The organism is Pseudomonas sp. 21, from assembly GCF_000955805.1.
Taxonomy (GTDB): Bacteria; Pseudomonadota; Gammaproteobacteria; order Pseudomonadales; family Pseudomonadaceae; genus Pseudomonas.
The window spans coordinates 67,455-90,478 of the sequence record NZ_JYOA01000019.1 but is presented as its reverse complement, the minus strand read 5'-3'; the positions used below and the strand labels follow the sequence as shown (position 1 = coordinate 90,478).

Genomic DNA, 23,024 nt, shown 5'->3' with positions numbered 1-23,024 from the left:
TCGCGCCCATGGGGCGCTCCTACAGGGGAATGCCGGTTGAACCGTTTGGCGCATAACCCGTGCCGGGTAATGCGCCAAACGCGAGCCACAGATGTAGTTCGTAGGATGGGTATCGCTGCGCTCCACACCATCCTACGGGAGCAGATCGTGTTGCTCAGGGCACCATCGCCATGCCCACGCCAAAGCGGTTCCAGGCATTGATGGTGGCAATCGCCAGGGTCAGGTTGGCGATCTCGGCGTCGCTGAAGTGCTCGCGCAGGGTGTCGAACTGGTGCTGCGGGGCGTGCTTCTCCGGCAGGCGGGTGAGGCTTTCCACCCAAGTCAGGGCGGCACGCTCGCGTTCGGTGAAGAAGCGGGTTTCCTCCCAGACGCTCAGGGTCTGCAGCCGCGCCTCGGTCTCGCCGGCCTTGCGCGCGTCATTGGCATGCATGTTCACGCAGTAGGCACAGCCGTTGATCTGCGAGGCGCGCAGGCGGATCAGCTCCAGCAGCGAGGTCTCCAGCCCGGACTTGGCCAGGGCCTGTTCCAGGCCGAGCATGGCCTTGTAGGCGTCGGGGGAGGCTTTGGCCCATTCGATACGTGCGCTCATGGTGATCTCCAGTGGGGGCCCGCGGTAGTGCGGGAATGGAGCTAAGTTACCGCTCGCGGCGTCACCTTCGAATAGCCAATTCCCGGCAATACCGGCAGACCAATGGGGCCATTCAACGATCGTGGCCGACCGCCGTTCTAGTACCAAGGGAGTAGGCGGGAGCATCCAAAGCAGGATTCGGCCGCCGGCCGCGCGTTCTTACCATCTCATCACAGGCGTCGTTCCTGGCGCCGTGCCTTGCCAAGCATCTCGATGAGAGGATGAAGTGATGAACAACAAGAACGTGCTGTGTGGCCTGCTGTTAGTGGGCGGCCTGGGTGTTTCGGGTCTGGCCCTGTCCCACGGCAATGTGACGCCCCAGGCAGTGGATACCACGGGGCTGGAACCGCTGGGCAAGGAATGGCGCGACACCAACCCCTACCGCGAGCCCTACGCCAACCACGCCAAGGCGGTGGAGATCGGCGCTTCGGCGTACAACCAGAACTGCGCGCGCTGCCACGGGCTGGAAGCCAAGTCCGGCGGCATCGCTCCCGACCTGCGCATGCTCGACGTGGGCGCCGAGGGCGATGAGTGGTTCAAGGAGCGGGTGATCAACGGCGCAGTGCGTGACGGTGCGGTGTACATGCCGAAGATGGCCGACTACATCAGCCAGGAAGGCCTCTGGGCGATCCGCACCTACCTGGACAGCGTGCACGTGGAAGAGTGATCGCCATGCGCCTGCCCAATCTGCTGATCGGCGCGCTCCTGAGTCTGGCCCTGTGCCTGCTGCTGGGGCAGGCGCAGGCCGGGGTGCGCCCCTACGAGGACATGGTCGCCAGCGGCGTGCTGCGAGTGGCCGTGTACGAGAACTTCCCGCCCTACAGCTTCATGCAGGGCGGGCAGCCACGTGGGGTCGACGTCGACCTTGCGCAGCGCCTGGCCAGCGGGCTGGGCCTGCGGGCGGAGTTCCTCTGGGTGACCCCCGGCGAACGCCTGGACGACGACCTGCGCAACTTCATCTGGAAGGGCCACTACCTGCGCCCCGGCGTGGTCGCCGACGTGATGCTGCGCGTGCCCTACGACCGCCAGTACGCCAACCGGCGCAATGACGTCGGCGAGTTCGCCAATGAGCAGGTGGTGATGTTCGGTCCTTACCAGCGCGAGCGCTGGCAGGTGGTCAGCGATGACCGTCGCCTGCCCGAGGTGGATACCATCGCGGCGTTCCGCGAACACCCCATCGGCGTCGAGCTGGACAGCGTGCCGTCGTTCTACCTGACCTCGGTGCTGGGCGGCCAGCTCAGCCGCATGACCGTGCACTTCCCCAGCACCCAGGCGGCCTTCGACGGCATGCGCGCAGGCAAGGTGGACGCGGTGATGGCCCTGCGCGGCGAACTGGACTGGATGCGCGCGCAAGCCGCCGACGAGCATCTGAAGAACGCCGGGAACACCTATCCCGCCCTCGGTCAGCCCGAGTGGGACATCGGCATGGCGGTGCATGAAAGCAATCGCCAGCTCTCCAACGCGCTGGACGGCGAACTGGAGGAACTGGTGCGCAGCGGCGCGATGGAAAAGCTCTACGCGGCCTACGGCATGCGCTACGAACTGCCGGGGCTCTACCAGGACGTGCAGTGAGGGAATCATGATGCACAGGCGCGAACTGCTGCTTGGGATCTGTGCGCTGCCGCTGCTGGCGGCGGCGGTGGAGGGCGACCCGATGCCCTCGGTGATGTGGGACTACCACCACAAGCGCCTGTTGAACGGCGAGCCCTACGTCTTCGATGAGCGAGTGAAGCTGGGCGTGCCGCCGTTCGCCGAGGACTCCCGCCAGGTCCCGGTGGAAGTGGACGCCCGCGCCATGCCGGGACGCTTCGACCGACTGCTGCTGTGGGCCGAGCTGAATCCGATTCCCCATGTGCTGACGCTCTATCCCGGCGAGCACCTGGCGCCGCTGCTGGCGGTGCGTATCCGCATCGAACAGGCCACGCCGATCCGCGCCGCGCTACGGGACGAGAAGGGCGTCTGGCACGTCGGCTCGGCCTGGATTGACGCGGCCGGTGGCGGCTGCACAGCGCCCAGCGTGGTGCGTGCGCAACCGGGGTGGGAAGACCGCCTCGGCCAGGTCCACGGCGAGTCCTATCCCAAAGGGGAGTACAGCCGCGTGCGCCTGTCGGTCTCGCATCCGATGGACAACGGCCTGGTCGGCGGCATCCCCGAGTTCTACCTCGACCATGCCGAGCTGCGTGGGCCGGAGGGCGAGGTCTTCGCCCGCCTGGACCTGTTCCCGGCAGTCAGCGAGAACCCGACCTTCACCTTCGAGGTGCGCGGCGACCCGCATACCGAACTCTGGCTGCACGATAACAACGGCAACGAATTCCAGGCCGCTCTGCGCTGACGCCGCGCTGCGCTAACGAGGTGCCCATGCGTTTCCTCCTGATCGCCCTTGCGTGCCTGTGCCTGCCGGCACTGGCCGACCTGCAGTACCACCTCCAGCCCCGGCAGATCGCCGAGGGCACCTGGGTAGTGGAAGGCAGCACCGACAACTTCGCCAAGGGCAACGGCGGCGCCATCGTCAACGTCGCCTTCATCGACACCGGCGACGGCGTGCTGGTGATCGACACTGGCCCGTCAAAGCGCTATGGCGAAGCCCTGCGCGTGCTGATCCAGCAGACCACCGGCCAGCCGGTGAAGCGCGTGCTGCTGACCCATCACCACCCCGACCATGTGCTGGGCAACCAGGCTTTCACCGACGTGCCCATCGGCGCGCTGGCCGGCACCGGCAAGCTGCTGAAGGAACAGGGCAATGCCATGGCGGAGAACATGTACCGCCTGGTCGGCGACTGGATGCGTGGCACGGAGGTCGTGCTGCCCACCGAGACGGTGGAGCCGGGGGAACTGCAGATGGGTAGCCACCGCTTCCGCCTGCTGGCCCTGCGCGGACATACCGGCGCGGACCTGGCGATCCTCGATGAAACCACCGGCGTGCTGTTCGCCGGGGACATCGTCTTCTACCAGCGCGCGCTGACCACGCCGAACAGTCCTGGTCTCGGCGTCTGGCTGGCCGACCTGGATACGCTGCAGCAGCTGCCGTGGAAACAGATAGTCCCCGGCCACGGTCCCATCGCCAGCGATGCCGAACCGTTTGCGCAGATGCGCGACTACCTGGGCTGGCTCGACACTGCGATGCGTGACGGCATTGCCCAGGGCGCCGACATGAACGACTTGCTGCGCACGCCAATCCCGGACCGCTTTGCCGGTATCAGCCTGACGCGCTACGAGCTGATCCGCAGCGTCAGCCACCTGTATCCGCGCTATGAGCAGAAGGTCCTGCCGCGCGTCGATACGCCCTGACATTGCTCCCGTAGGATGGCGTGGAGCGTAGCGATACCCATCATCCCCGCGCACCGATCGGCACGTCGCTCGACTGTAGGAGCGCGCCATGCGCGCGATCGCGGGCATGGCCCGTTCCTACAGGGAAGCTCCGGGCGCCCTGGGTAATCCGCTTATTTCGTGCCGCCAAGGCCCGGTATTGCTACCAAGGAACTAGGAAATTCGGCACTGCGTTCAATTGTTGGCCCGCCGTGCCAAACCAAGAATCTGCGACAGACCGGGACATTTCCCCGGGTACAACAACAATCGCAGAGGCGCACCGCCATGAGACAGCTTCAACCTTTCGCCCGCACCGTGCTGTTCACCGCCATCGGCCTGGCCAGCCTGGGCGCCCACGCCGGCGTCACCGACCAGGACATCAGCGATGCCGCCAAGCGCACCGACCAGATCGTGGTCAACGGCATCAACCAGCAGGGCCAGCGTTTCAGCCCGCTGAACACCCTGAACAGCGATAACGTGAAGGAGCTGCGGCCGGTGTGGGCGCTGTCTTTCGGCGGCGAGAAGCAGCGCGGCCAGCAGGCGCAGCCGCTGATCAAGGACGGCGTGATGTACGTCACCGCCTCCTACTCGCGGGTGTTCGCCGCCGATGCGCGCACCGGGCGCAAGCTCTGGCAATACGACGCGCGCCTGCCTGACGGCATCATGCCCTGCTGCGACGTGATCAACCGTGGCGTGGCGCTGTACGGCGACCTGGTGATCTTCGGCACCCTCGACGCCAAGCTGGTCGCCCTGAACAAGGACACCGGCAAGGTGGTATGGAAGAAAACCGTGGCCGACTACAAGGCCGGCTACTCCATCTCCGCCGCGCCGCTGATTGCCAAGGGCAAGCTGATCACCGGCGTGGCCGGCGGCGAGTTCGGCGTGGTCGGCAAGATCGAGGCCTACAACCCCACCAACGGTGAATTGCTGTGGAGCCGCCCGACCGTGGAAGGCCACATGGGCTACGTCTACAAGGACGGCAAGCCGGTGGAGAACGGCATCTCCGGCGGCGAGGCGGGCAAGACCTGGCCGGGCGACCTGTGGAAGACCGGCGGCGCCGCGCCCTGGCTGGGCGGCTACTACGACCCGAGTACCGACTCGCTGTTCATCGGCACCGGCAACCCGTCGCCGTGGAACTCGCACCTGCGTCCGGGCGACAACCTGTTCTCCTCCTCGCGGCTGGCGCTGAACCCGGAAGACGGCTCGATCAAGTGGCACTTCCAGACCACCCCGCACGACGGCTGGGACTTCGACGGCGTCAACGAGCTGGTGTCCTTCGACTACAAGGACGGTGGCAAGACCGTGCAGGCCGCCGCCACCGCCGACCGCAACGGCTTCTTCTATGTGCTCGACCGCACCAACGGCAAGTTCATCCGTGGCTTCCCCTTCGTCGACAAGGTGACCTGGGCCAAGGGCCTGGACGAGAACGGCCGGCCGATCTACGACGACGCCCACCGTCCTGGTGCGCCGGGTGAAGGCGGCGAGAAGGGCACGTCGGTGTTCGTCGCGCCGTCCTTCCTCGGTGGCAAGAACTGGATGCCCATGGCCTACAGCCAGGACACCGGGTTGTTCTACGTGCCGTCCAACGAGTGGGGCATGGACATGTGGAACGAGAACATCGCCTACAAGAAAGGCGCGGCTTACCTCGGCGCCGGCTTCACCATCAAGCCGCTGAACGAGAAGTACATCGGCGTGCTGCGCGCCATCGATCCGAAGACCGGCAAGCAGGTCTGGCGCTACGAGAACTACGCGCCGCTGTGGGGCGGCGTGCTGGCGACCCACGGCAACCTGGTGTTCACCGGCAACCCCGAGGGCTACCTGATGGCCTTCGACGCCAAGACCGGCAAGAAGCTCTACCAGTTCAACACCGGCTCCGGCGTGATCGCCTCGCCGATCACCTGGGAAATGGACGGCGAGCAGTACGTGACCGTTCTCTCCGGCTGGGGCGGCGCGGTGCCGCTGTGGGGCGGCGAGGTGGCCAAGCGCATCAAGGACCTGGACCAGGGCGGGATGATCTGGACCTTCAAGCTGCCGAAGGATCTCGTCGCCAAGAAGTAATGGTTCTGTGAGGCGAGCAGAGGGCCGGCCGTTGAGCCGGCCCTTTGTTTTGGCGCGCTTATCGCGTGGATTTTTTCCTCAGGAGCATCGGTACTATCAGGCAGCGTAGGAGCGGACTTTGTCCGCGATATGTCTGCCTCGCGCCTGGACTTTCCGCGTCGCTTTGGTGTGCGCGTGGGCTTCTGGTTTCGCCCCCTCGGGCGAGTCACTTTGCCAAACGACGCAAAGTAACCAAAGGTCTTGCCCCGGACATCCGGTTTTTCGCTTAGGCGAAAAATTCCCTCGTTGAAACGAAGTTTCAACGAGGCCTCCTGAACGGGGCGTCCGGAGTGTGCGGATGTTTCACTGGAAACACCCTTGTAGGAGCGGGCCATGCCCGCGATCCGCCGGCAGGGCCGGCGTGTCAGACGGTTCGTAGCGCGGCTGAAAATATCGCTGCCACCTTACAGGATCGCCCCATGGGCGCGATCGCGGGCATGGCCCGCTCCTACAAATAGCCATGCCTCGGCCTCTACTACCAAATGAGGAACCCACCCCTCCCATGGGTGCATTCCTGGCCGGGAAGGGCGCTGCCTAAGATCGCTCCATGACCTGGCCGATGGAGGCCGGGAACCGACAGGAGAGCATCCCCATGATCTACGCCGCACCCGGAACCCCAGGCGCCGTCGTCACCCTCAAGCCGCGCTACGGCAACTACATCGGCGGCGAGTTCGTCGCGCCGGTGCTGGGCCAGTACTTCAGCAACACCTCGCCGGTGAACGGCGAAATCATCGCCGAGTTCCCGCGCTCCACCGCCGAGGACATCGAACTCGCCCTGGATGCTGCTCACGCCGCTGCCAATGCCTGGGGTCGTACTTCAGTGCAGGACCGCGCGCTGATCCTGCTGAAGATCGCCGACCGCATCGAACTGAACCTGGAACAGCTCGCCGTCGCCGAGACCTGGGACAACGGCAAGGCCGTGCGCGAAACCCTCAACGCCGATGTGCCGCTGGCCGCCGACCACTTCCGCTACTACGCCGGCTGCATCCGCGCGCAGGAAGGCGGCGCCGCCGAGATCAACGAGAACACCGTCGCCTACCACATCCACGAACCGCTGGGCGTGGTCGGGCAGATCATTCCGTGGAACTTCCCGCTGCTGATGGCTGCGTGGAAACTGGCCCCGGCGCTCGCCGCGGGCAACTGCGTGGTGATCAAGCCGGCCGAGCAGACCCCGCTGTCGATCATGCTGCTGGCCGAGATCATCGGCGACCTGCTGCCGCCGGGCGTGCTGAACATCGTCCAGGGCTTCGGCAAGGAAGCCGGCCAGGCGCTGGCCACCAGCAAGCGCATCGCCAAGATCGCCTTCACCGGCTCCACCCCGGTCGGCTCGCACATCCTCCACTGCGCGGCGGAGAACATCATCCCGTCCACCGTTGAGCTGGGCGGCAAGAGCCCGAACATCTTCTTCGAAGACATCATGAACGCCGAGCCGGCCTTCATCGAGAAAGCCGCCGAAGGCCTGGTGCTGGCCTTCTTCAACCAGGGCGAAGTCTGCACCTGCCCGTCGCGGGCGCTGGTGCAGGAGTCGATCTTCGAACCGTTCATGGTCGAGGTGATGAAGAAGATCAAGGCGATCAAGCGCGGCAACCCGCTGGATACCGAGACCATGGTCGGCGCCCAGGCTTCGCAACAGCAGTACGAGAAGATCCTGTCCTACCTCGACATCGCCCAGGGCGAAGGCGCCGAGCTGCTCACCGGCGGCTCCAGCGAGCGCCTGGAAGGCGACCTGGCCAGCGGTTACTACATCCAGCCGACCCTGCTCAAAGGGCACAACGGCATGCGCGTGTTCCAGGAGGAAATCTTCGGCCCGGTGGTGGGCGTGACCACCTTCAAGGACGAAGCCGAAGCCCTGGCGATTGCCAACGACACCGAGTTCGGCCTTGGCGCCGGCGTGTGGACCCGCGACATCAACCGTGCCTGGCGCATGGGCCGGGGCATCCAGTCCGGCCGTGTGTGGACCAACTGCTACCACCTGTACCCGGCCCACGCCGCGTTCGGTGGCTACAAGAAGTCCGGCGTCGGCCGCGAGACCCACAAGATGATGCTCGACCACTACCAGCAGACCAAGAACCTGCTGGTGAGCTACGACATCAACCCGCTGGGCTTCTTCTGACCCTTTGCAGTAAACCGGCGAGCCTTCCCCCATCAGGCTCGCCGGCCCTTTCCGCTGTACCCCGCCTGGCACTCCACCAGGCATCCCTTGTGTCGACGCGCCCGTTCGGGCGGCCGTCCGCTTCCGTACCCATTCCACGGGTGACGGCCTTCGTCGAACGCGGCTCCGGCCGCGTTTTCTTTTTCCGGATGAGTCGTTGTTCGCGAGCAAGCTCGCTCCTACAGGTTGGGTTCGCAGCTCTTCTGTAGGAGCGAGCTTGCTCGCGAACCCGCCCAAACACGCAAGCTTCCGTCCCGCACCCGCAACACCTGCCGTCGATGAGCGCAACACCTGTAGCGCCCGCAACACCCGCTCCAGGTCCGCCAGAAAACGCCGGAAGCCCCGAACGGCGAGCCCTCCAGCCCAACTTGGAAACCCTGGCACAGCGGTTGCTCTGAGCCTTGCAAGCCGCGGCGAACGACCTGCGGCACCAACAAGAATCGGAGAACCTCCATGAGATCGATTGGCCTGTCTGTGCCTTCCGTTCGCCTGCAACCCGCCCTGCGTCATTCCCTGCTGACCGCCTCGCTGCTGATGGCCGGTCTGTCCGCCAACCTGCAAGCTGCCGAGGGGCCGGCCAACGTCGATGGCCAGCGCATCGCCGCCGCCGACAAGGAGCCGGGTAACTGGATGACCACCGGCCGCACCTACGACGAGCAGCGCTTCAGCCCGCTGAAGACGATCGACCAGAGCAACGTCGGCAACCTGGGCCTGGCCTGGAGCCACAAGCTGGACATCGACCGTGGCGTGGAAGCCACGCCCATCGTGGTCGATGGCGTGATGTACACCACCGGGCCGTTCTCCATCGTCTATGCGCTGGACGCCCGCACCGGCGAGCAACTGTGGAAGTACGACCCGCAGTCCGACCGCAGCCGCGCCGGCGAAGCCTGCTGCGACGCGGTGAACCGCGGCGTGGCGGTGTGGAAGGGCAAGGTCTACGTCGGCGTGCTCGATGGCCGCCTGGAGGCCATCGACGCCAAGACCGGCCAGCGCGTGTGGAGCGTCGACACCCGTACCGATCCGTCGCGCAGCATCACCATCACCGGTGCGCCGCGCATCGTGAAGGGCAAGGTGATCATCGGCAACGGCGGCGCCGAGTTCGGCGTGCGCGGCTACATCACCGCCTACGACGCCGAGACCGGCAAGCAGGACTGGCGCTTCTTCACCGTGCCCGGCGACCCCAAGGAGATGCCCAAGGGCAAGGGCATGGAGATCGCCGCCAAGACCTGGTTCGGCGACAACTTCTACAAGCAGGGCGGTGGCGGCACCGTGTGGGACTCCATGTCCTACGACCCGGAGCTGAACCTGCTGTACATCGGTGTCGGCAACGGCTCCTCGTGGAACCCGCGCATCCGCAGCGAAGGCAAGGGCGACAACCTGTTCCTCTCGTCCATCGTGGCGATCAACCCCGACAACGGCGAGTACGTCTGGCACTACCAGACCACGCCCGGCGACGCCTGGGACTTCACCGCCACCGCGCACATCATGCTGGTGGACATGGAGATCGACGGCAAACAGCGCAAGGTGCTGATGCAGGCGCCGAAGAACGGCTTCTTCTACGTTATCGACCGCGAGACCGGCAAGCTGCTTTCGGCCAACAACATCGTGCCGATCAACTGGGCCAAGGGTGTCGACCTGAAGACCGGCCGGCCGATCCGCAACGAGGCGGTGTCCGACTACTGGAAGGACCCGCAGAAGAAGGCCCGCCTGATCCAGCCGGCGTTCTGGGGCGCCCACGACTGGCAACCGATGTCGTACAACCCCAACACCGGCCTGGTCTACATCCCGGCGCACATCATGTCGGCGATGTACCAGGACGTCGACGGCGCGCCGCCGCGCTCCAAGTTCAAGAGCATCTACCAGCTCGACGTCAACACCGGGATGATGCCCGAAGACCCGGAAGGCCTGCGCAAGATCGCCGACACCTGGACCGGCAAGCTGATCGCCTGGGACCCGGTGAAGCAGGAAAAGCGCTGGGAGGTGCCCTACAGCACCATCTTCAACGGCGGCACCCTGAGCACCGCCGGCAACCTGGTGTTCGAAGGCACCGCCGACGGCCGCGTGGTGGCCTACGCCGCCGAGTCCGGCAAGAAGCTCTGGGAGTCCCCGGCCAACACCGGTGTGATGGCCGCGCCCATCACCTATGAAGTGGACGGCGAGCAGTACGTGACCTTCATGGCCGGCTGGGGCGGCGCCTTCTCCACCTTCGCCGGCGCCTTGTCGCTGCGCGCCGGGGTCAAGCCCAACGCCCAGGTGCTGACCTACAAGCTCGGCGGTACCGCCAAGCTGCCGGACGCCAACTACAAGTGGGCCGACCGCAAGCCCGAGCCACCGGCGCTGACCGGCACCACCGCGCAGATCGACCAGGGCCGCGAGCTGTTCAACTCCAGCTGCTCGCAGTGCCACGGCATCAACGCCATCAGCGGCGGCGTGGTGCCCGACCTGCGCACCCTCAGTGCGGAGAATCACCAGCGCTTCCTCGGCATCGTCTATGGCGGCCGCATCCCCGACGGCATGCCCTCGTTCCAGGGCCACCTCGACCTGCAGCAGGCCGAGGCCGTGCACCAGTACCTGATCAAGCGCGCCTACGACCTCAAGGAACAACTGGCCGGCGCGCAGAAGACCGCCGCCAAGTGACCTCTCTATAAGAAGCAGTCCCGCAGGAGACCGACTCATGACTGACGTAACGACCTACCAGCACTACATCGACAACCGCTTCGTCGCCGGCGAGCCGTTGATCGAAGTGCACAACCCGGCCAATGGCGAGCTGCTGGCGCGCATCCCCGAGGCCAGTACGGCCCAGGTGGACACCGCCATCGGCGCCGCCCGCGCGGCGCAGAAGGGCTGGGCGGCCAAGCCGGCCATCGAGCGTGCCGGCTACCTGCGGCGGATCGCCGACAAGGTGCGCGCCAACGCGCCGCGCCTGGCCAGGATCATCACCGCCGAGCAGGGCAAGGTGCCGGCGCTGGCGGAAGTGGAGGTGAACTTCACCGCCGATTACCTCGACTACATGGCCGAGTGGGCGCGCCGCCTGGAAGGCGAGGTGCTGACCAGCGACCGCGTCGGCGAGCACATCTTCCTGCTGCGCAAACCGCTGGGCGTGGTGGCAGGCATCCTGCCGTGGAACTTCCCGTTCTTCCTCATCGCCCGGAAGATGGCGCCGGCCCTGCTGACCGGCAACACCATCGTCATCAAGCCCAGCGAAGAAACCCCGATCAACTGCTTCGAATTCGCCCGCCTGGTCGCCGAGACTGACCTGCCTACTGGCGTCTTCAACGTCGTCGGCGGCACCGGCGCCAGCGCCGGCAGTGCGCTGACCAGCCACGCCGGGGTCGACCTGATCAGCTTCACCGGCAGCGTCGCCACCGGCTCGCGGATCATGGCCGCGGCCGCGCCGAACATCACCAAGCTGAACCTGGAACTGGGTGGCAAGGCGCCGGCCATCGTCCTCGCCGACGCCGACCTGGAACTGGCGGTGAACGCCATCAAGGCGTCGCGGGTGATCAACACCGGGCAGGTGTGCAACTGCGCCGAGCGCGTCTACGTGCAGCGCCAGGTGGCCGACCAGTTCATCGAGAAGATTGCCGCCGCCATGGCCGCCACCCGCTTCGGCGACCCGAACGTGCAGGCCGACCTGGACATGGGCCCGCTGGTCAACCGCATCGGCCTGGACAAGGTTGCGCAGATGGTCCGCACGGCGACCGGGCAGGGCGCCCAGGTCATCACCGGCGGCGCGGTGGCCGACCTGGGCCAGGGCTTCCACTACCAACCCACCGTGCTGGCCGGCTGCAAGGGCGACATGGAGATCATGCGCAAGGAAATCTTCGGCCCGGTGCTGCCGATCCAGGTGGTGGACGACCTCGACGAGGCCATCGCCCTGGCCAATGACAGCGACTACGGCCTGACCTCGTCGATCTACACCCGCAACCTCGGCGCTGCGCTCAAGGCCAGCCGCGAGCTGGACTTCGGCGAGACCTACATCAACCGCGAGAACTTCGAGGCGATGCAGGGCTTCCATGCCGGCACGCGCAAGTCCGGCATCGGCGGCGCGGACGGCAAGCATGGGTTGTACGAGTACACCCATACCCATGTGGTTTATGCGCAGGAGTGAATCGTAGGAACTCCCAGGAGCCCCTCTCCCTAACCCTGGCTACGCGCCCCGCTCCGAAGGGAGAGGGTACTGGATCGGCGTGGGCGCAAGCGCGGTTCTTTCCTGATCCAAACGTGTCAGGAAGGCACTGTCTGTGCGCTTCCCTCGAATACTCCCTCTCCCTTCAGGGAGAGGGCGGGGGAGAGGGCGTCAAGACGCGCACGGCGTTTCCTGGGAAAGGGAATGCTGTATCCGCAAATGCATCACCAGTTTGACTGGGCGGGCCGTCCTTGCCAGGTGCGGTCCGCTCCTTTTTCCCTGCGCCTGCAGGTGGCCTTTGCGTAGGAGCGGACTTCGTCCGCGATGGCCTCCGGCGCGATGCGGACCTATCGCGGACAGAGTCCGCTCCTACAACACGGGTCAGCACTCCACCTGATCAGCGGACGCAGGGAAAAGGGAAAGGATCAATACAGCGCATTGGGCTGCACGATGCCGTGCTTCTTCATCTTCCGATACAGGGTCGACCGGGCAATGCCGAACTGTTCCGCCACCGCACTGATGTTCCACTGCCGCTCGCGCAATGCCGCCAGCAGGTGGCGCGCCTCATCGTCGTCCAGGCGGGCGGCGAGGGCGGTCGTGGCGGCTGTGTGCGGTATATCGGCAGTGACGGCGGGAGCCGCCTGATGCAACTCCATCGGCAAACAGTCCAGATCGATGCGGCCGTCTTCGGCCAGCGCGGCGGCGTAGCGCAAACAGTTCAGCAACTGGCGGATGTTGCCCGGCCAGGGATGACCGCGCAGCCGCTCGCGCACCGCGCTGTCGAGGTGCAGGTTGTCGCCCAGGCCCGCCAGCAGGCTGTCGATCAGCGCCTCGCGGTCAGTGCGTTCGCGCAGCGCCGGCAACTGCAGGGTCATGCCGGCGAGGCGGTAGAACAGGTCCTCGCGGAAGCCCCTGGTGCGGATCATCTCGGCCAGGTGCTGGTGGGTCGCCGAGACTACCTGCACGTCCAGCGCCACCGGTGCCTCGGCGCCCAGCGGGAGGATTTCCCGCTCGGCCAGCACGCGCAGCAGGCGCGTCTGCAGGTGCGCCGGCATGTCGCCGATCTCGTCGAGGAACAGGGTGCCGCCATTGGCCAGCTCCAGCTTGCCCTTCATGCCTTTCTTGCTGGCGCCGGTGAAGCTGCCGCCGCGGTAGCCGAAGAGTTCGCTCTCGATCAGGCTTTCCGGGATTGCCGCGCAGTTCAGCGCGACGAAGGGCCCGGCATGCCGCGCGCTGGCCTGGTGGATGGCGCGGGCGAAGGCTTCCTTGCCGGTGCCGGTCTCGCCGGTGACCAGGATGGAAATGCCCTTGTCGAGCACTCTGCGCAGCTTGCGCACGCCGTCCTGCAGGCGCGGGTCGGTGCCGGCGAGGCGGGTGAGATCGGGATGTTCCGGGCTGTTGGAGCCGCTGCGGGTCGGCGATTGACGACGCGGCGGGCTGGCCGGCGTGCGCAGGCCCACGTCCACCAGTGCGTGGTCGGCCAGGGTGCGCAGGCGAATGCCCCGTGCGCCGCCCTTGCTCAGGTCGAGCAACTGGTCGACGTCCGCCTCCAGCAACTGCTCGATGCGGCTGCCCAGCAGTTCGCCCCGGCAGGCGGTGAAGGCGGCGTGGTTGGCGCCGATCACCCGGCCCTGTTCGTCGAGGGCGATGAGCTGCTCGTTCGCCAGGTCCGACACCTCGTCGCGGGCCTTCACCGAGAGGGTCAGGCGGTCGCGGTAGCGCTGGCGGAAGCTGGCGTTCTCGATCAGCCGGGCGTACAGGATCACCAGTTGCAGCGTCAGGTACTGCGCGTCCTTGGGCCCGTCGTTGTACAGGCAGGTGGCGTTCAGGCAGCCGCGCAACTGGTGTTGCGCATCGAAGATCGGCGCCACCGAGCAGCTCAGGCGGAAGTTGCTCACCAGGAAGTGTTCCTGGCGGTGGATGGTCAGCGCCTCGCCAGCGGCCAGGGCGGTGCCGATGCCGTTGGTGCCGGCGATGGATTCGTCCCAGCGCGCGCCGACGATCAGCCCGGCCTGGGTGTAGCGGTCGCGCTCGCTGGGCAGGCGCGCATCGAGGGTGATGCCGTTTTCGTCGCTGAGCAGCACCGCGAAGCCCGCCGGCAGCACGCGCCGGGCGAGGCCGGTGACGCCCTGGCTGGCGATGGCCAGGTAGTCCTGGTGCAGGCCCTGGTGCTCGCGGATTTCCCCGGCGGTGAGGATGTGTTTTTCCGCCCGCGCGCGGGGGTCGAGATGGTGCTCCATCACGCTGCGGTACCAGGACCGCGCAATGGCGCCCTCGGGCTGGATGTCACGCTCGCCGAAGTGATCGGCGATGAAGGCGGCAAGGTCGTTCGGGCAGTTTTCCAGGGATTGCGGGTGCATGGTCACTCCCGGCGGCCGTCAGTCGGACTGCGGCGCATTGTTTTTGTAGGGGGCAGGCCTCGTGTAGGACCTTTCCTCGGACCAGCTAGTCTAGACCGGTCGGTCACGGGCGACGAGAGCCCGAGCAAGGCCTGTGCCGAAACACCCCGCGCGGGGCGCCGAGCCCCGCGCCAGACCGCCCGCCGGCCAGGGGCGCGGGCGCTATCGGGCAATGGCTGTCGCAGCGATGGGACAGTTGTAGCGGCGGGGCGCGACAGCTGTCGCGGGCCCGCTACCAAATCAGGGGGGAATCTCCTTCGAAAGTATCATTCGGAGTGCCTGACCCTGGTGTTTAACTCGACCTTGCCGGTTCTGCCGGCGCCTTCCAACAAGAAAGAGGACAGACCCATGTGGACCAAGCCTAGCTTCACCGACCTGCGCCTTGGCTTCGAAGTGACCCTGTACTTCGCCAACCGCTGATCCACTGCGCCCCGGTCCGCCGGGGCCCCTGCCCACGGGGCACTGTCATGCACATCCGAATTCTCGGGTCGGCCGCCGGCGGCGGCTTTCCCCAGTGGAACTGCAATTGCCGCAACTGTCGCGGCGTACGCGACGGCAGCGTGATCGCGCAGCCACGTACCCAATCGTCCATCGCGCTGTCCGACGATGGCGAGCACTGGATTCTCTGCAACGCCTCGCCCGACATCCGCGCCCAGCTGGCGTCCTTCCCGGCGCTACAGCCGGCGCGGCGCCTGCGCGATTCGGCGATTGCCGCCATCGTCCTGCTGGACAGCCAGATCGACCACACCACCGGCCTGCTCAGCCTGCGCGAGGGCTGCCCGCACGAAGTCTGGTGCACGGAGATGGTCCACCAGGACCTGTCCACGGGCTTTCCGCTGTTCCCCATGCTGTCGCACTGGAACGGCGGGCTGAAGCACAGGCTCATCGAACTGGACGCCGAGCCCTTCTGCATCCCGGCCTGTCCGGGCCTGCGTTTCACCGCCATCGCCCTGCGCAGCAGCGCGCCGCCGTACTCGCCGCACCGGGGCAATCCGCATCCGGGGGACAACATCGGCCTGTTCGTCGAGGACACCTCCAGCGGCGGCAAGCTGTTCTATGCGCCCGGCCTGGGGCAAGTGGACGACAGCCTGCTGGCCTGGATGCGCCGCGCCGACTGCCTGCTGGTGGACGGCACGCTCTGGCGCGACGACGAGATGCGCGTCTGCGAAGTCGGCGACAAGCTCGGCAGCGAGATGGGCCACCTGGCCCAGAGCGGCCCCGGCGGCATGATCGAGGTGCTCGACGGCATCGACGGGCCACGCAAGGTGCTCATCCACATCAACAACACCAATCCCATCCTCGACATCGCCTCGCCCGAACGCGCCGAACTCGACGCGCGCGGTATCGAGGTAGCGTTCGACGGCATGGGCATCTTCCTGTGACGGCCCATTCAGAAGGAGCCTCGCGATGACCCGCGAAGCCATGAGCCCCGCCGAATTCGAACAGGCCCTGCGCGCCAGGGGTGCCTGCTACCACATCTACCACCCCTATCACGTGGCCATGTACGAAGGCCGCGCGAGCCGCGAGCAGATCCAAGGCTGGGTGGCCAACCGCTTCTACTACCAGCTGAACATTCCGTTGAAGGATGCGGCGATCCTCGCCAACTGCCCGGACCGCGAGGTGCGCCGCGAATGGCTGCAGCGCATCCTCGACCACGATGGCGCGCCGGGCGAAGAGGGTGGCATCGAGGCCTGGTTGCGCCTGGCCGAATCCGTGGGGCTGGACCGCGAGCAGGTGCTGTCCCAGGAACTGGTGCTGCCTGGCGTGCGCTTCGCGGTGGACGCCTACGTCAACTTCGCTCGCCGCGCCAGCTGGCAGGAAGCGGCCAGCAGCTCGCTGACCGAACTGTTCGCCCCGCAGATCCACCAGTCGCGCCTGGACAGCTGGCCGCAGCATTACCCGTGGATCGACGCCAGCGGCTACGACTACTTCCGCAAGCGCCTGTCCCAGGCGCGCCGCGATGTCGAGCACGGCCTGCGCATCACCCTGGAGCACTACCGCACCCGCGAGGCCCAGGAGCGCATGCTGGAAATCCTGCAATTCAAGCTCGACGTGCTCTGGAGCATGCTCGACGCGATGAGCATGGCCTATGAACTGCAGCGCCCGCCGTACCATACGGTGACGACCGAGCGCGTATGGCACAGGGGGTTGCTGTGATGAGTCTGCCTTCGCTGGACAGCGTACCGGCGCTGCGCCGGGGCTTCCGCCTGCAATTCGAACCGGCCCAGGGCTGCCACGTGCTGCTCTATCCTGAAGGGATGGTGAAGCTCAACGAGAGCGCCGGGGCGATTCTCGGGCGCGTCGACGGTCAAGCCGACGTGGCCGGCATCATCGATGGCCTGCGTGCCGATTTCCCCGGCGTGCCGGGCATCGACGAAGACATCCTGGCATTCCTCGAGGTGGCCCATGCGCAATTCTGGATCGAGCTGCGCTGAGGCGCCGGTAGGCCCGCCGCTCTGGCTGCTGGCCGAGCTGACCTACCGCTGCCCGCTGCAGTGCCCGTACTGTTCCAACCCGCTGGACTTCGCCAGGGGCGGCGAGGAGCTGTCCACCGCGCAGTGGATCGAGGTGTTCCGCCAGGCCCGCGAGATGGGCGCGGCGCAGCTGGGCTTTTCCGGCGGCGAGCCGCTGGTGCGCCAGGACCTCGCCGAGCTGATCGCCGCCGCGCGCGGGCTGGGTTTCTATACCAACCTGATCACCTCCGGCATCGGCCTCAATGAGAAGCGCCTGAAGGAGTTCGCCGACGCCGGGCTCGACCATATCCAGATCAGCTTCCAGGCCGCCGACGAGGAGGTGAACAACCTGCTCGCCGGCTCGCGCAAGGCGTTCGCCCAGAAACTCGCCATGGCCCGCGCGGTGAAGGCCCACGGCTACCCGATGGTGCTGAACTTCGTCACCCACCGGCACAACATCGACAGCATCGACCGTATCATCGAGCTGTGCATCGAGCTGGAGGCCGACTTCGTCGAGCTCGCCACCTGCCAGTTCTACGGCTGGGCCGAGCTGAACCGCGCCGGCCTGTTGCCGACCCGCGAGCAGCTGCAACGGGCCGAACGCATCACTGCCGAGTACCGCGAGCGCCTGGCCGCCGAGGGCAACCCGTGCAAGCTGATCTTCGTGGTACCGGACTACTACGAGGAGCGCCCCAAGGCCTGCATGGGCGGCTGGGGCAGCGTATTCCTCGATGTCACCCCGGACGGCACCGCGCTGCCGTGCCACAGCGCGCGACAACTGCCGGTGAAATTCCCCAACGTGCGTGAGCACAGCCTGCAGCACATCTGGTACGAGTCGTTCGGTTTCAACCGCTTCCGGGGCGACTCGTGGATGCCCGAGCCGTGCAGGTCCTGCGACGAGAAGCAACGCGACTTCGGTGGCTGCCGCTGCCAGGCCTTCATGCTCACCGGCGATGCCGAGGCGACCGACCCGGTATGCGCCAAGTCGGCCCACCACGGGATCATCCTCGACGCCCGCCGCGAGGCAGAAACCGCCGCCGCGCCACTCAGCGCGCTGACCCTGCGCAACGAGCGGGCCTCGCAGCTGATCTGCAAGGCCTGAAGATGCCGCGCAGCGACTGGAGCGCCGAACGCGCGGCCGCCGCCGCGGGGGACTTTGCCGAGTTGCACGTGGCCCACGGCGGGTTGCTGTGGGCCGCCTTCGACCCCACCAGCTCGCGCTGTCGGTTGTTCCTCCGCCGTGAAGGGCAGAGCGTCGAGCTGACGCCACCCGGCGCCTCGGTTCGCAGCCGCGTCTACGAGTACGGCGGCGGCTCCTGCTGTGCCACCGCTGACGGTGTGGCCTGGGTGGAAGAAGGCGACCAGCAGGTGCACTGGTTGCGCCTGGGGGGCGCGCCGCGGCCCATCACCCATCGCGACGACTGCCGCTATGGCGACCTGCACTTCGTCCCCGCCTGGAATGCGCTGCTGGCGGTGGAAGAGGAGAACGGCAGCGGCGGGGTGAACCACCGCATCGTTCGTCTCGACGCCGATGGCCGCCGCCGGGTGATCGCGTCGGGTGCGGATTTCTACGCTTCCCCGGTGGCTGACAGCCGTGCCGAGCGCATTGCCTGGGTGGAGTGGGATCGGCCGCATCAGCCCTGGACGCGCACGCGCCTGTGCGAGTCCTTCGCCGGGGAGGAACGCTGCCTGGCCGGACAGGCTCGCCACGAATCCATCCAGCAACCGCGCTTCGCCGAGGACGACCGCCTGCACTGGCTGAGCGATTGTGACGGCTACTGGCAGCCGTACCACGAAGGGCATGGTGCCTGGCAGCCTGCAGCGGCGGACCACGCCAGCGCACCCTGGCAACTGGGCGGGCGCACCTTCCTGCCGTTGCCGCGCGGTGAACTGCTGGCGACCCGCTACGAAGAGGGCCGCGGCGTGCTGGTGCTGTATGACGGACAGGGCGGCGAACGCCGGCTGGCGCCGGAGTACAGCCGCTTCCGCTCGCTGGCGGTGGATGAGCGCCACTTCTATTGCATCGCCGCTGCACCGGATCGCCTGCCGACGCTGCTGGCGATCCGCCGGGTCGACGGTTCCCTCCAGGTGCTGGCCGGTGGCGAGAAGCCGCTGGCGGAGGCCGAGCTGTCCCGTGGCGAGGCCTTCCACTACCCGGTGGGCGAGGACGAGTGCGGCCATGGGTTCTTCTATCCGCCCTACGCTACGGACGGCGCGCCGCCGCTGGTGGTGTTCCTGCATGGCGGGCCGACCTCGGCCAGTTACCCGGTGTTCGACGGGCGCATCCAGTTCTGGACGCGCCGGGGTTTTGCCGTCGCGGACATCAACTATCGCGGCAGCAGCGGCTACGGTCGCGCCTACCGCGAGCGGCTGCACCTGGGCTGGGGACGGGTGGAAGTGGAGGACATCGGCGCGGCGCTGGATTTCCTGGCCCGGGCCGGGCGTATCGACCGCCAGCGGGTGTTCGTGCGTGGCGCCAGTGCTGGCGGCTACAGCGCGCTGATGGCGCTGGCGCGGCTACCGGGGCTGCGCGGCGGCGCCAGTCTCTATGGCGTCAGCGACCCGCAGGCGCTGGCACGGGTCACCCACAAGTTCGAGGCGGACTACCTGGACTGGCTGATCGGCGACCCGCTACAGGACGCCGAGCGCTACCGCGAGCGTACGCCGGTGCTGCAGGCCGACCACATTCACGCGCCGATGATCTTCTTCCAGGGCGAGCTGGATGCGGTGGTGGTGCCGGCACAGACCGACGCCATGGTCGACAGCCTGCGCCAGCGCGGCGTGCCGGTGGAAGTGCACCGCTACGCCGGGGAGCGCCATGGCTTCCGCCAGGCTGCCAACCTGGCCCATGCGCTGGAGGCCGAGTGGCGCTTCTATCAGGCACTTCTGGCCGGCTGATACCTGTCAGGTCGGGCTGTAAGAACCGTCTGCCAAGGTCGCATTGCAATACCTGACGGATGCAGTAGGCTCCCGGAAATATCCCATAACAATAACGACAGAGCCCCCGATGTCCCACGAGCTCAGCCAGCTGCGCAAATTCGTCTCGCCAGAGATCATTTTCGGTGCCGGATGCCGGCACAATGTCGCCAATTACGTGAAAACCTTCGGCGCCCGCAAGGTCCTGGTCGTGTCGGATCCCGGTGTAGTCGCCGCCGGCTGGGTCGCCGATATCGAGGCCAGCCTGGCCGCCCAGGACATTCCCTTCTGCCGCTACACCGACGTATCGCCCAACCCGCGCGTGGAAGAAGTCATGCGCGGTGCCGACGTATACCGCAGCGAGGGCTGCAACGTGATAGTCGCGGTCGGCGGCGGCAGCCCGATGGACTGCGCCAAGGGCATCGGCATCGTCGCCGCCCACGGCCGCAACATCCTCGAGTTCGAGGGCGTGGACACCCTGCGCGTGCCCAGCCCGCCGCTGATCCTGATTCCCACCACCGCCGGCACCTCGGCGGACGTCTCGCAATTCGTGATCATTTCCAACCAGGACGAGCGGATGAAGTTCTCCATCGTCAGCAAGGCGGTGGTGCCCGATGTGTCGCTGATCGACCCGGAAACCACCCTGACCATGGACCCGTTCCTCTCCGCCTGCACCGGCATCGACGCGCTGGTGCACGCCATCGAGGCGTTCGTGTCCACCGGCCACGGCCCGCTCACCGACCCCCACGCGCTGGAGGCGATGCGGCTGATCAACGGCAACCTGGTGCAGATGATCGCCCATCCGGCGGACATCGCCCTGCGCGAGAAGATCATGCTGGGCAGCATGCAGGCCGGGCTGGCGTTCTCCAACGCGATCCTCGGCGCGGTGCACGCCATGTCCCACAGCCTCGGCGGTTACCTCGACCTGCCGCACGGCCTGTGTAACGCGGTGCTGGTCGAGCACGTGGTGGCTTTCAACTACAGTGCCGCGCCCGAGCGCTTCAAGGTGATCGCCGAGACCTTCGGCATCGATTGCCGGGGCATGAGCCATGCGCAGATCCGCCAGCGCCTGGTCGAGCACCTGATCGCCTTGAAGAACGCCGTGGGCTTCCATGAAAGCCTCGGCCTGCACGGCGTGGGCAGCTCCGATATTCCCTTCCTCTCGCGCCATGCGATGCAGGACCCGTGCATCCTCACCAACCCTCGCGAATCCAGCCAGCGCGATGTCGAGGTGGTGTATGGCGAGGCCCTCTGACGAGCAGCAGCAACAGGCCCTGGCCGGGCTGCTGGGGCTGGGCAGCCATTCCGCGCGCAAGAGCCACTACCCCGAGCTGGTGGCGCGCCTGGACGAGCTGGAAACCGAGCGCAACCGCTACAAATGGCTGTTCGAGCACGCCGTCCACGGCATCTTCCAGGCCAGCCTGAACCAGGGGCTTCGCGCGGCGAACCCGGCGCTGGCGCGGATGCTCGGCTATGACGACCCGCAGCAGGTGCTGTGGAACCTGCAGGACATGGCCAGCCAGCTGTTCGTCGGCGGCGAGGCGGAGATGCGCCGCATCCGCGCGCTGCTGCGCGAGGGCCGGGGACTGTTCGGCTACGAGACGCGCCTGCGCCGCCGCGATGGCAGTCACCTCATCGTGCTGATGAACCTGCTGATCAAGCCCGATGAAGAGGGCCTGGTGGAAGGCTTCGTCGCCGACATCACCGAGCGCGTCCAGGCCCAGCAGCGCCTGCAGAGCCTCAACGAAGAGCTGGAGCAGCGTGTCACCGAGCGCACCCGCGAGCTGGAAGGGCTGAACCAGCAGCTGCGCGAGGCCCGCGACGCCGCCGAGGCCGCCAACAACAGCAAGGACAAGTACCTCGCCGCTGCCAGCCACGACCTGCTGCAACCGCTGAACGCCGCGCGCCTGCTGGTTTCCACCCTGCGCGAACGCAAGTTGCCGAACGCCGAGCAGGTACTGGTGGAGCGTACGCACCAGGCGCTGGAAGGCGCCGAGGACCTGCTCACGGACCTGCTGGAAATCGCCCGCCTGGACCAGAGCGCGATTCGTCCGGACCTGGATGTCTATCCGCTGGACGAATTGCTTGGCCCGCTGGTCTCGGAGTTCGACGAAGTGGCCCGCGCCGCCGGGCTGCGACTGCGTAAACGGATTCCCGCGCTGGCGGTGCGCACCGATCATCGCCTGCTGTCGCGCATCCTGCGCAACTTCCTCAGCAACGCCTGCCGCTACACCGAACGCGGCGCCGTGATGCTCGCCGCGCGGCGGCGGGGCGAGAGTGCCAGGCTGGAGGTCTGGGACACCGGGCGCGGGATTCCGGCGCACCAGCTGGAAGCCATCTTCCTCGAATTCAACCAGCTCGACGCCGGCCGCGCGGCCAACCGGCGGGGTGTCGGGCTGGGGCTGGCGATCGTCGATCGCATCGCCGGCATCCTCGGTTGCCGGGTGCAGGTGCGCTCGGTGCCGGGGCGCGGTTCGGTGTTCGCCATCGAAGTGCCGCTGGTGCGGGACGTGCCGCAGCCGGGGCTGGTGGAGAGCGGCCCGCGGCCGGTGACTGGCGACCCGCTGCCGGGCCGGCGCCTGCTGGTGATCGACAACGAGGAGGCGATCCTCGCCAGCATGGCGGCGCTGCTCGGGCAGTGGGGCTGCGAGGTGCTGGTGGCGACCAGCTTCGAGGAGGCGTTGCAGGCGCTGGGGGGCAAGGCGCCGGAGGTGATCCTGGCCGACTACCACCTCGACCATGGCCGCACCGGCTGCGAGGCGGTGCGCGGGTTGCGCGAGCATTTCCGCCGCGAGCTGCCGGCGCTGATGATCACCGCCGACCGCAGCGACGATTGCCGTCGTGCGCTGCAGCGGCTGGGGATGCCGCTGCTGAACAAACCGGTGAAGCCGGGCAAGCTGCGCGCGACGCTGAGCGTGCTGCTAAGCCATTGAGGGTGGGGCGG

General features: G+C 67.0%; 18 protein-coding genes. 16 read left to right on the top strand and 2 right to left on the bottom strand.

Features of this window, described 5'->3' with window-relative positions; genetic code table 11:
- Positions 1 to 154: 154 nt before the first annotated feature.
- Positions 155 to 589 carry a carboxymuconolactone decarboxylase family protein gene (locus tag UB43_RS28565; protein ID WP_045217989.1) on the bottom strand — a complete coding sequence of 145 codons (435 nt, stop codon included), beginning with the start codon at positions 587 to 589 and terminating at the stop codon, positions 155 to 157.
- Between the two features lie 268 nt (positions 590 to 857).
- On the opposite strand from UB43_RS28565, the gene pedF reads away from it, so the two are divergent.
- From pedF to aldA, 8 genes are all read left to right on the top strand, one after another.
- On the top strand, positions 858 to 1,295 hold the full coding sequence (gene pedF / locus UB43_RS28560) for a cytochrome c-550 PedF (RefSeq protein ID WP_045217988.1): 438 nt from the start codon (positions 858 to 860) through the stop codon (positions 1,293 to 1,295).
- A 5-nt stretch (positions 1,296 to 1,300) separates the two neighbouring features.
- Positions 1,301 to 2,200 carry an ABC transporter substrate-binding protein gene (locus tag UB43_RS28555; protein ID WP_045217987.1) on the top strand — a complete coding sequence of 300 codons (900 nt, stop codon included), beginning with the start codon at positions 1,301 to 1,303 and terminating at the stop codon, positions 2,198 to 2,200.
- Between the two features lie 7 nt (positions 2,201 to 2,207).
- Positions 2,208 to 2,960 carry a quinoprotein dehydrogenase-associated SoxYZ-like carrier gene (locus tag UB43_RS28550; protein WP_045217986.1) on the top strand — a complete coding sequence of 251 codons (753 nt, stop codon included), beginning with the start codon at positions 2,208 to 2,210 and terminating at the stop codon, positions 2,958 to 2,960.
- A gap of 26 nt (positions 2,961 to 2,986) precedes the next feature.
- On the top strand, positions 2,987 to 3,916 hold the full coding sequence (locus UB43_RS28545; RefSeq protein WP_045217985.1) for a quinoprotein relay system zinc metallohydrolase 1: 930 nt from the start codon (positions 2,987 to 2,989) through the stop codon (positions 3,914 to 3,916).
- Between the two features lie 303 nt (positions 3,917 to 4,219).
- On the top strand, positions 4,220 to 5,992 hold the full coding sequence (locus UB43_RS28540) for a methanol/ethanol family PQQ-dependent dehydrogenase (RefSeq protein WP_045217984.1): 1,773 nt from the start codon (positions 4,220 to 4,222) through the stop codon (positions 5,990 to 5,992).
- Positions 5,993 to 6,623: 631 nt separating this feature from the next.
- The gene (locus UB43_RS28535; protein ID WP_045217983.1) at positions 6,624 to 8,144 is read left to right on the top strand and encodes an aldehyde dehydrogenase family protein; all 1,521 of its coding nucleotides are present in this window, start codon (positions 6,624 to 6,626) and stop codon (positions 8,142 to 8,144) included.
- A gap of 492 nt (positions 8,145 to 8,636) precedes the next feature.
- Positions 8,637 to 10,820, top strand: coding sequence for a PQQ-dependent dehydrogenase, methanol/ethanol family (locus tag UB43_RS28530; RefSeq protein ID WP_045217982.1), 2,184 nt, complete (start codon positions 8,637 to 8,639; stop codon positions 10,818 to 10,820).
- 37 nt (positions 10,821 to 10,857) lie between these two features.
- A complete protein-coding gene (aldA, locus tag UB43_RS28525; protein ID WP_045217981.1) occupies positions 10,858 to 12,294 on the top strand; it encodes an aldehyde dehydrogenase in 1,437 nt (478 codons plus the stop codon).
- Between the two features lie 443 nt (positions 12,295 to 12,737).
- Here the strand turns inward: aldA and UB43_RS28520 are convergent, their stop codons facing one another.
- Positions 12,738 to 14,672 (bottom strand): sigma-54-dependent Fis family transcriptional regulator, encoded by a 1,935-nt coding sequence (locus UB43_RS28520; RefSeq protein WP_156160529.1) that lies wholly within the window; start codon positions 14,670 to 14,672, stop codon positions 12,738 to 12,740.
- Positions 14,673 to 15,059: 387 nt separating this feature from the next.
- Between UB43_RS28520 and pqqA the strand changes: the two genes are divergently transcribed.
- The 8 genes from pqqA (at position 15,060) to UB43_RS28480 (ending at position 23,013) form a co-directional block, all read left to right on the top strand.
- The gene (gene pqqA / locus UB43_RS28515) at positions 15,060 to 15,131 is read left to right on the top strand and encodes a pyrroloquinoline quinone precursor peptide PqqA (protein ID WP_003106462.1); all 72 of its coding nucleotides are present in this window, start codon (positions 15,060 to 15,062) and stop codon (positions 15,129 to 15,131) included.
- Between the two features lie 47 nt (positions 15,132 to 15,178).
- Positions 15,179 to 16,093, top strand: coding sequence for a pyrroloquinoline quinone biosynthesis protein PqqB (pqqB, locus tag UB43_RS28510; RefSeq protein WP_045217979.1), 915 nt, complete (start codon positions 15,179 to 15,181; stop codon positions 16,091 to 16,093).
- A gap of 25 nt (positions 16,094 to 16,118) precedes the next feature.
- Positions 16,119 to 16,868 carry a pyrroloquinoline-quinone synthase PqqC gene (pqqC, locus tag UB43_RS28505; protein WP_045217978.1) on the top strand — a complete coding sequence of 250 codons (750 nt, stop codon included), beginning with the start codon at positions 16,119 to 16,121 and terminating at the stop codon, positions 16,866 to 16,868.
- Positions 16,868 to 17,146, top strand: a complete 279-nt coding sequence (gene pqqD, locus UB43_RS28500; protein ID WP_045217977.1) for a pyrroloquinoline quinone biosynthesis peptide chaperone PqqD — start codon at positions 16,868 to 16,870, stop codon at positions 17,144 to 17,146. The genes pqqC and pqqD overlap by 1 nt, the downstream gene beginning before the upstream one ends.
- Entirely contained in the window at positions 17,118 to 18,266 is a 1,149-nt protein-coding gene (pqqE, locus tag UB43_RS28495; RefSeq protein ID WP_045217976.1) for a pyrroloquinoline quinone biosynthesis protein PqqE, read from the top strand. Before pqqD ends, pqqE begins: the two co-directional genes overlap by 29 nt.
- Before the next feature lie 2 nt (positions 18,267 to 18,268).
- Positions 18,269 to 20,062: a S9 family peptidase gene (locus UB43_RS28490; protein WP_045217975.1), complete on the top strand. Its 1,794-nt coding sequence runs from the start codon at positions 18,269 to 18,271 to the stop codon at positions 20,060 to 20,062.
- Positions 20,063 to 20,171: 109 nt separating this feature from the next.
- Entirely contained in the window at positions 20,172 to 21,335 is a 1,164-nt protein-coding gene (ercA, locus tag UB43_RS28485; RefSeq protein WP_045217974.1) for an alcohol dehydrogenase-like regulatory protein ErcA, read from the top strand.
- Positions 21,319 to 23,013, top strand: a complete 1,695-nt coding sequence (locus UB43_RS28480) for a NahK/ErcS family hybrid sensor histidine kinase/response regulator (protein WP_045217973.1) — start codon at positions 21,319 to 21,321, stop codon at positions 23,011 to 23,013. The genes ercA and UB43_RS28480 overlap by 17 nt, the downstream gene beginning before the upstream one ends.
- The last annotated feature ends 11 nt before the right edge of the window (positions 23,014 to 23,024 follow it).

Excerpts from the sequence above, each read along its gene's own strand:
- UB43_RS28565 (WP_045217989.1), bottom strand. The coding sequence starts at position 589 with ATGAGCGCACGTATCGAATGGGCCAAAGCCTCCCCCGACGCCTACAAG.
- pedF (WP_045217988.1), top strand. The coding sequence starts at position 858 with ATGAACAACAAGAACGTGCTGTGTGGCCTGCTGTTAGTGGGCGGCCTG.
- UB43_RS28555 (WP_045217987.1), top strand. The coding sequence starts at position 1,301 with ATGCGCCTGCCCAATCTGCTGATCGGCGCGCTCCTGAGTCTGGCCCTG.
- UB43_RS28550 (WP_045217986.1), top strand. The coding sequence starts at position 2,208 with ATGATGCACAGGCGCGAACTGCTGCTTGGGATCTGTGCGCTGCCGCTG.
- UB43_RS28545 (WP_045217985.1), top strand. The coding sequence starts at position 2,987 with ATGCGTTTCCTCCTGATCGCCCTTGCGTGCCTGTGCCTGCCGGCACTG.
- UB43_RS28540 (WP_045217984.1), top strand. The coding sequence starts at position 4,220 with ATGAGACAGCTTCAACCTTTCGCCCGCACCGTGCTGTTCACCGCCATC.
- UB43_RS28535 (WP_045217983.1), top strand. The coding sequence starts at position 6,624 with ATGATCTACGCCGCACCCGGAACCCCAGGCGCCGTCGTCACCCTCAAG.
- UB43_RS28530 (WP_045217982.1), top strand. The coding sequence starts at position 8,637 with ATGAGATCGATTGGCCTGTCTGTGCCTTCCGTTCGCCTGCAACCCGCC.
- aldA (WP_045217981.1), top strand. The coding sequence starts at position 10,858 with ATGACTGACGTAACGACCTACCAGCACTACATCGACAACCGCTTCGTC.
- UB43_RS28520 (WP_156160529.1), bottom strand. The coding sequence starts at position 14,672 with ATGCACCCGCAATCCCTGGAAAACTGCCCGAACGACCTTGCCGCCTTC.
- pqqB (WP_045217979.1), top strand. The coding sequence starts at position 15,179 with ATGCACATCCGAATTCTCGGGTCGGCCGCCGGCGGCGGCTTTCCCCAG.
- pqqC (WP_045217978.1), top strand. The coding sequence starts at position 16,119 with ATGACCCGCGAAGCCATGAGCCCCGCCGAATTCGAACAGGCCCTGCGC.
- pqqD (WP_045217977.1), top strand. The coding sequence starts at position 16,868 with ATGAGTCTGCCTTCGCTGGACAGCGTACCGGCGCTGCGCCGGGGCTTC.
- pqqE (WP_045217976.1), top strand. The coding sequence starts at position 17,118 with ATGCGCAATTCTGGATCGAGCTGCGCTGAGGCGCCGGTAGGCCCGCCG.
- UB43_RS28490 (WP_045217975.1), top strand. The coding sequence starts at position 18,269 with ATGCCGCGCAGCGACTGGAGCGCCGAACGCGCGGCCGCCGCCGCGGGG.
- ercA (WP_045217974.1), top strand. The coding sequence starts at position 20,172 with ATGTCCCACGAGCTCAGCCAGCTGCGCAAATTCGTCTCGCCAGAGATC.
- UB43_RS28480 (WP_045217973.1), top strand. The coding sequence starts at position 21,319 with ATGGCGAGGCCCTCTGACGAGCAGCAGCAACAGGCCCTGGCCGGGCTG.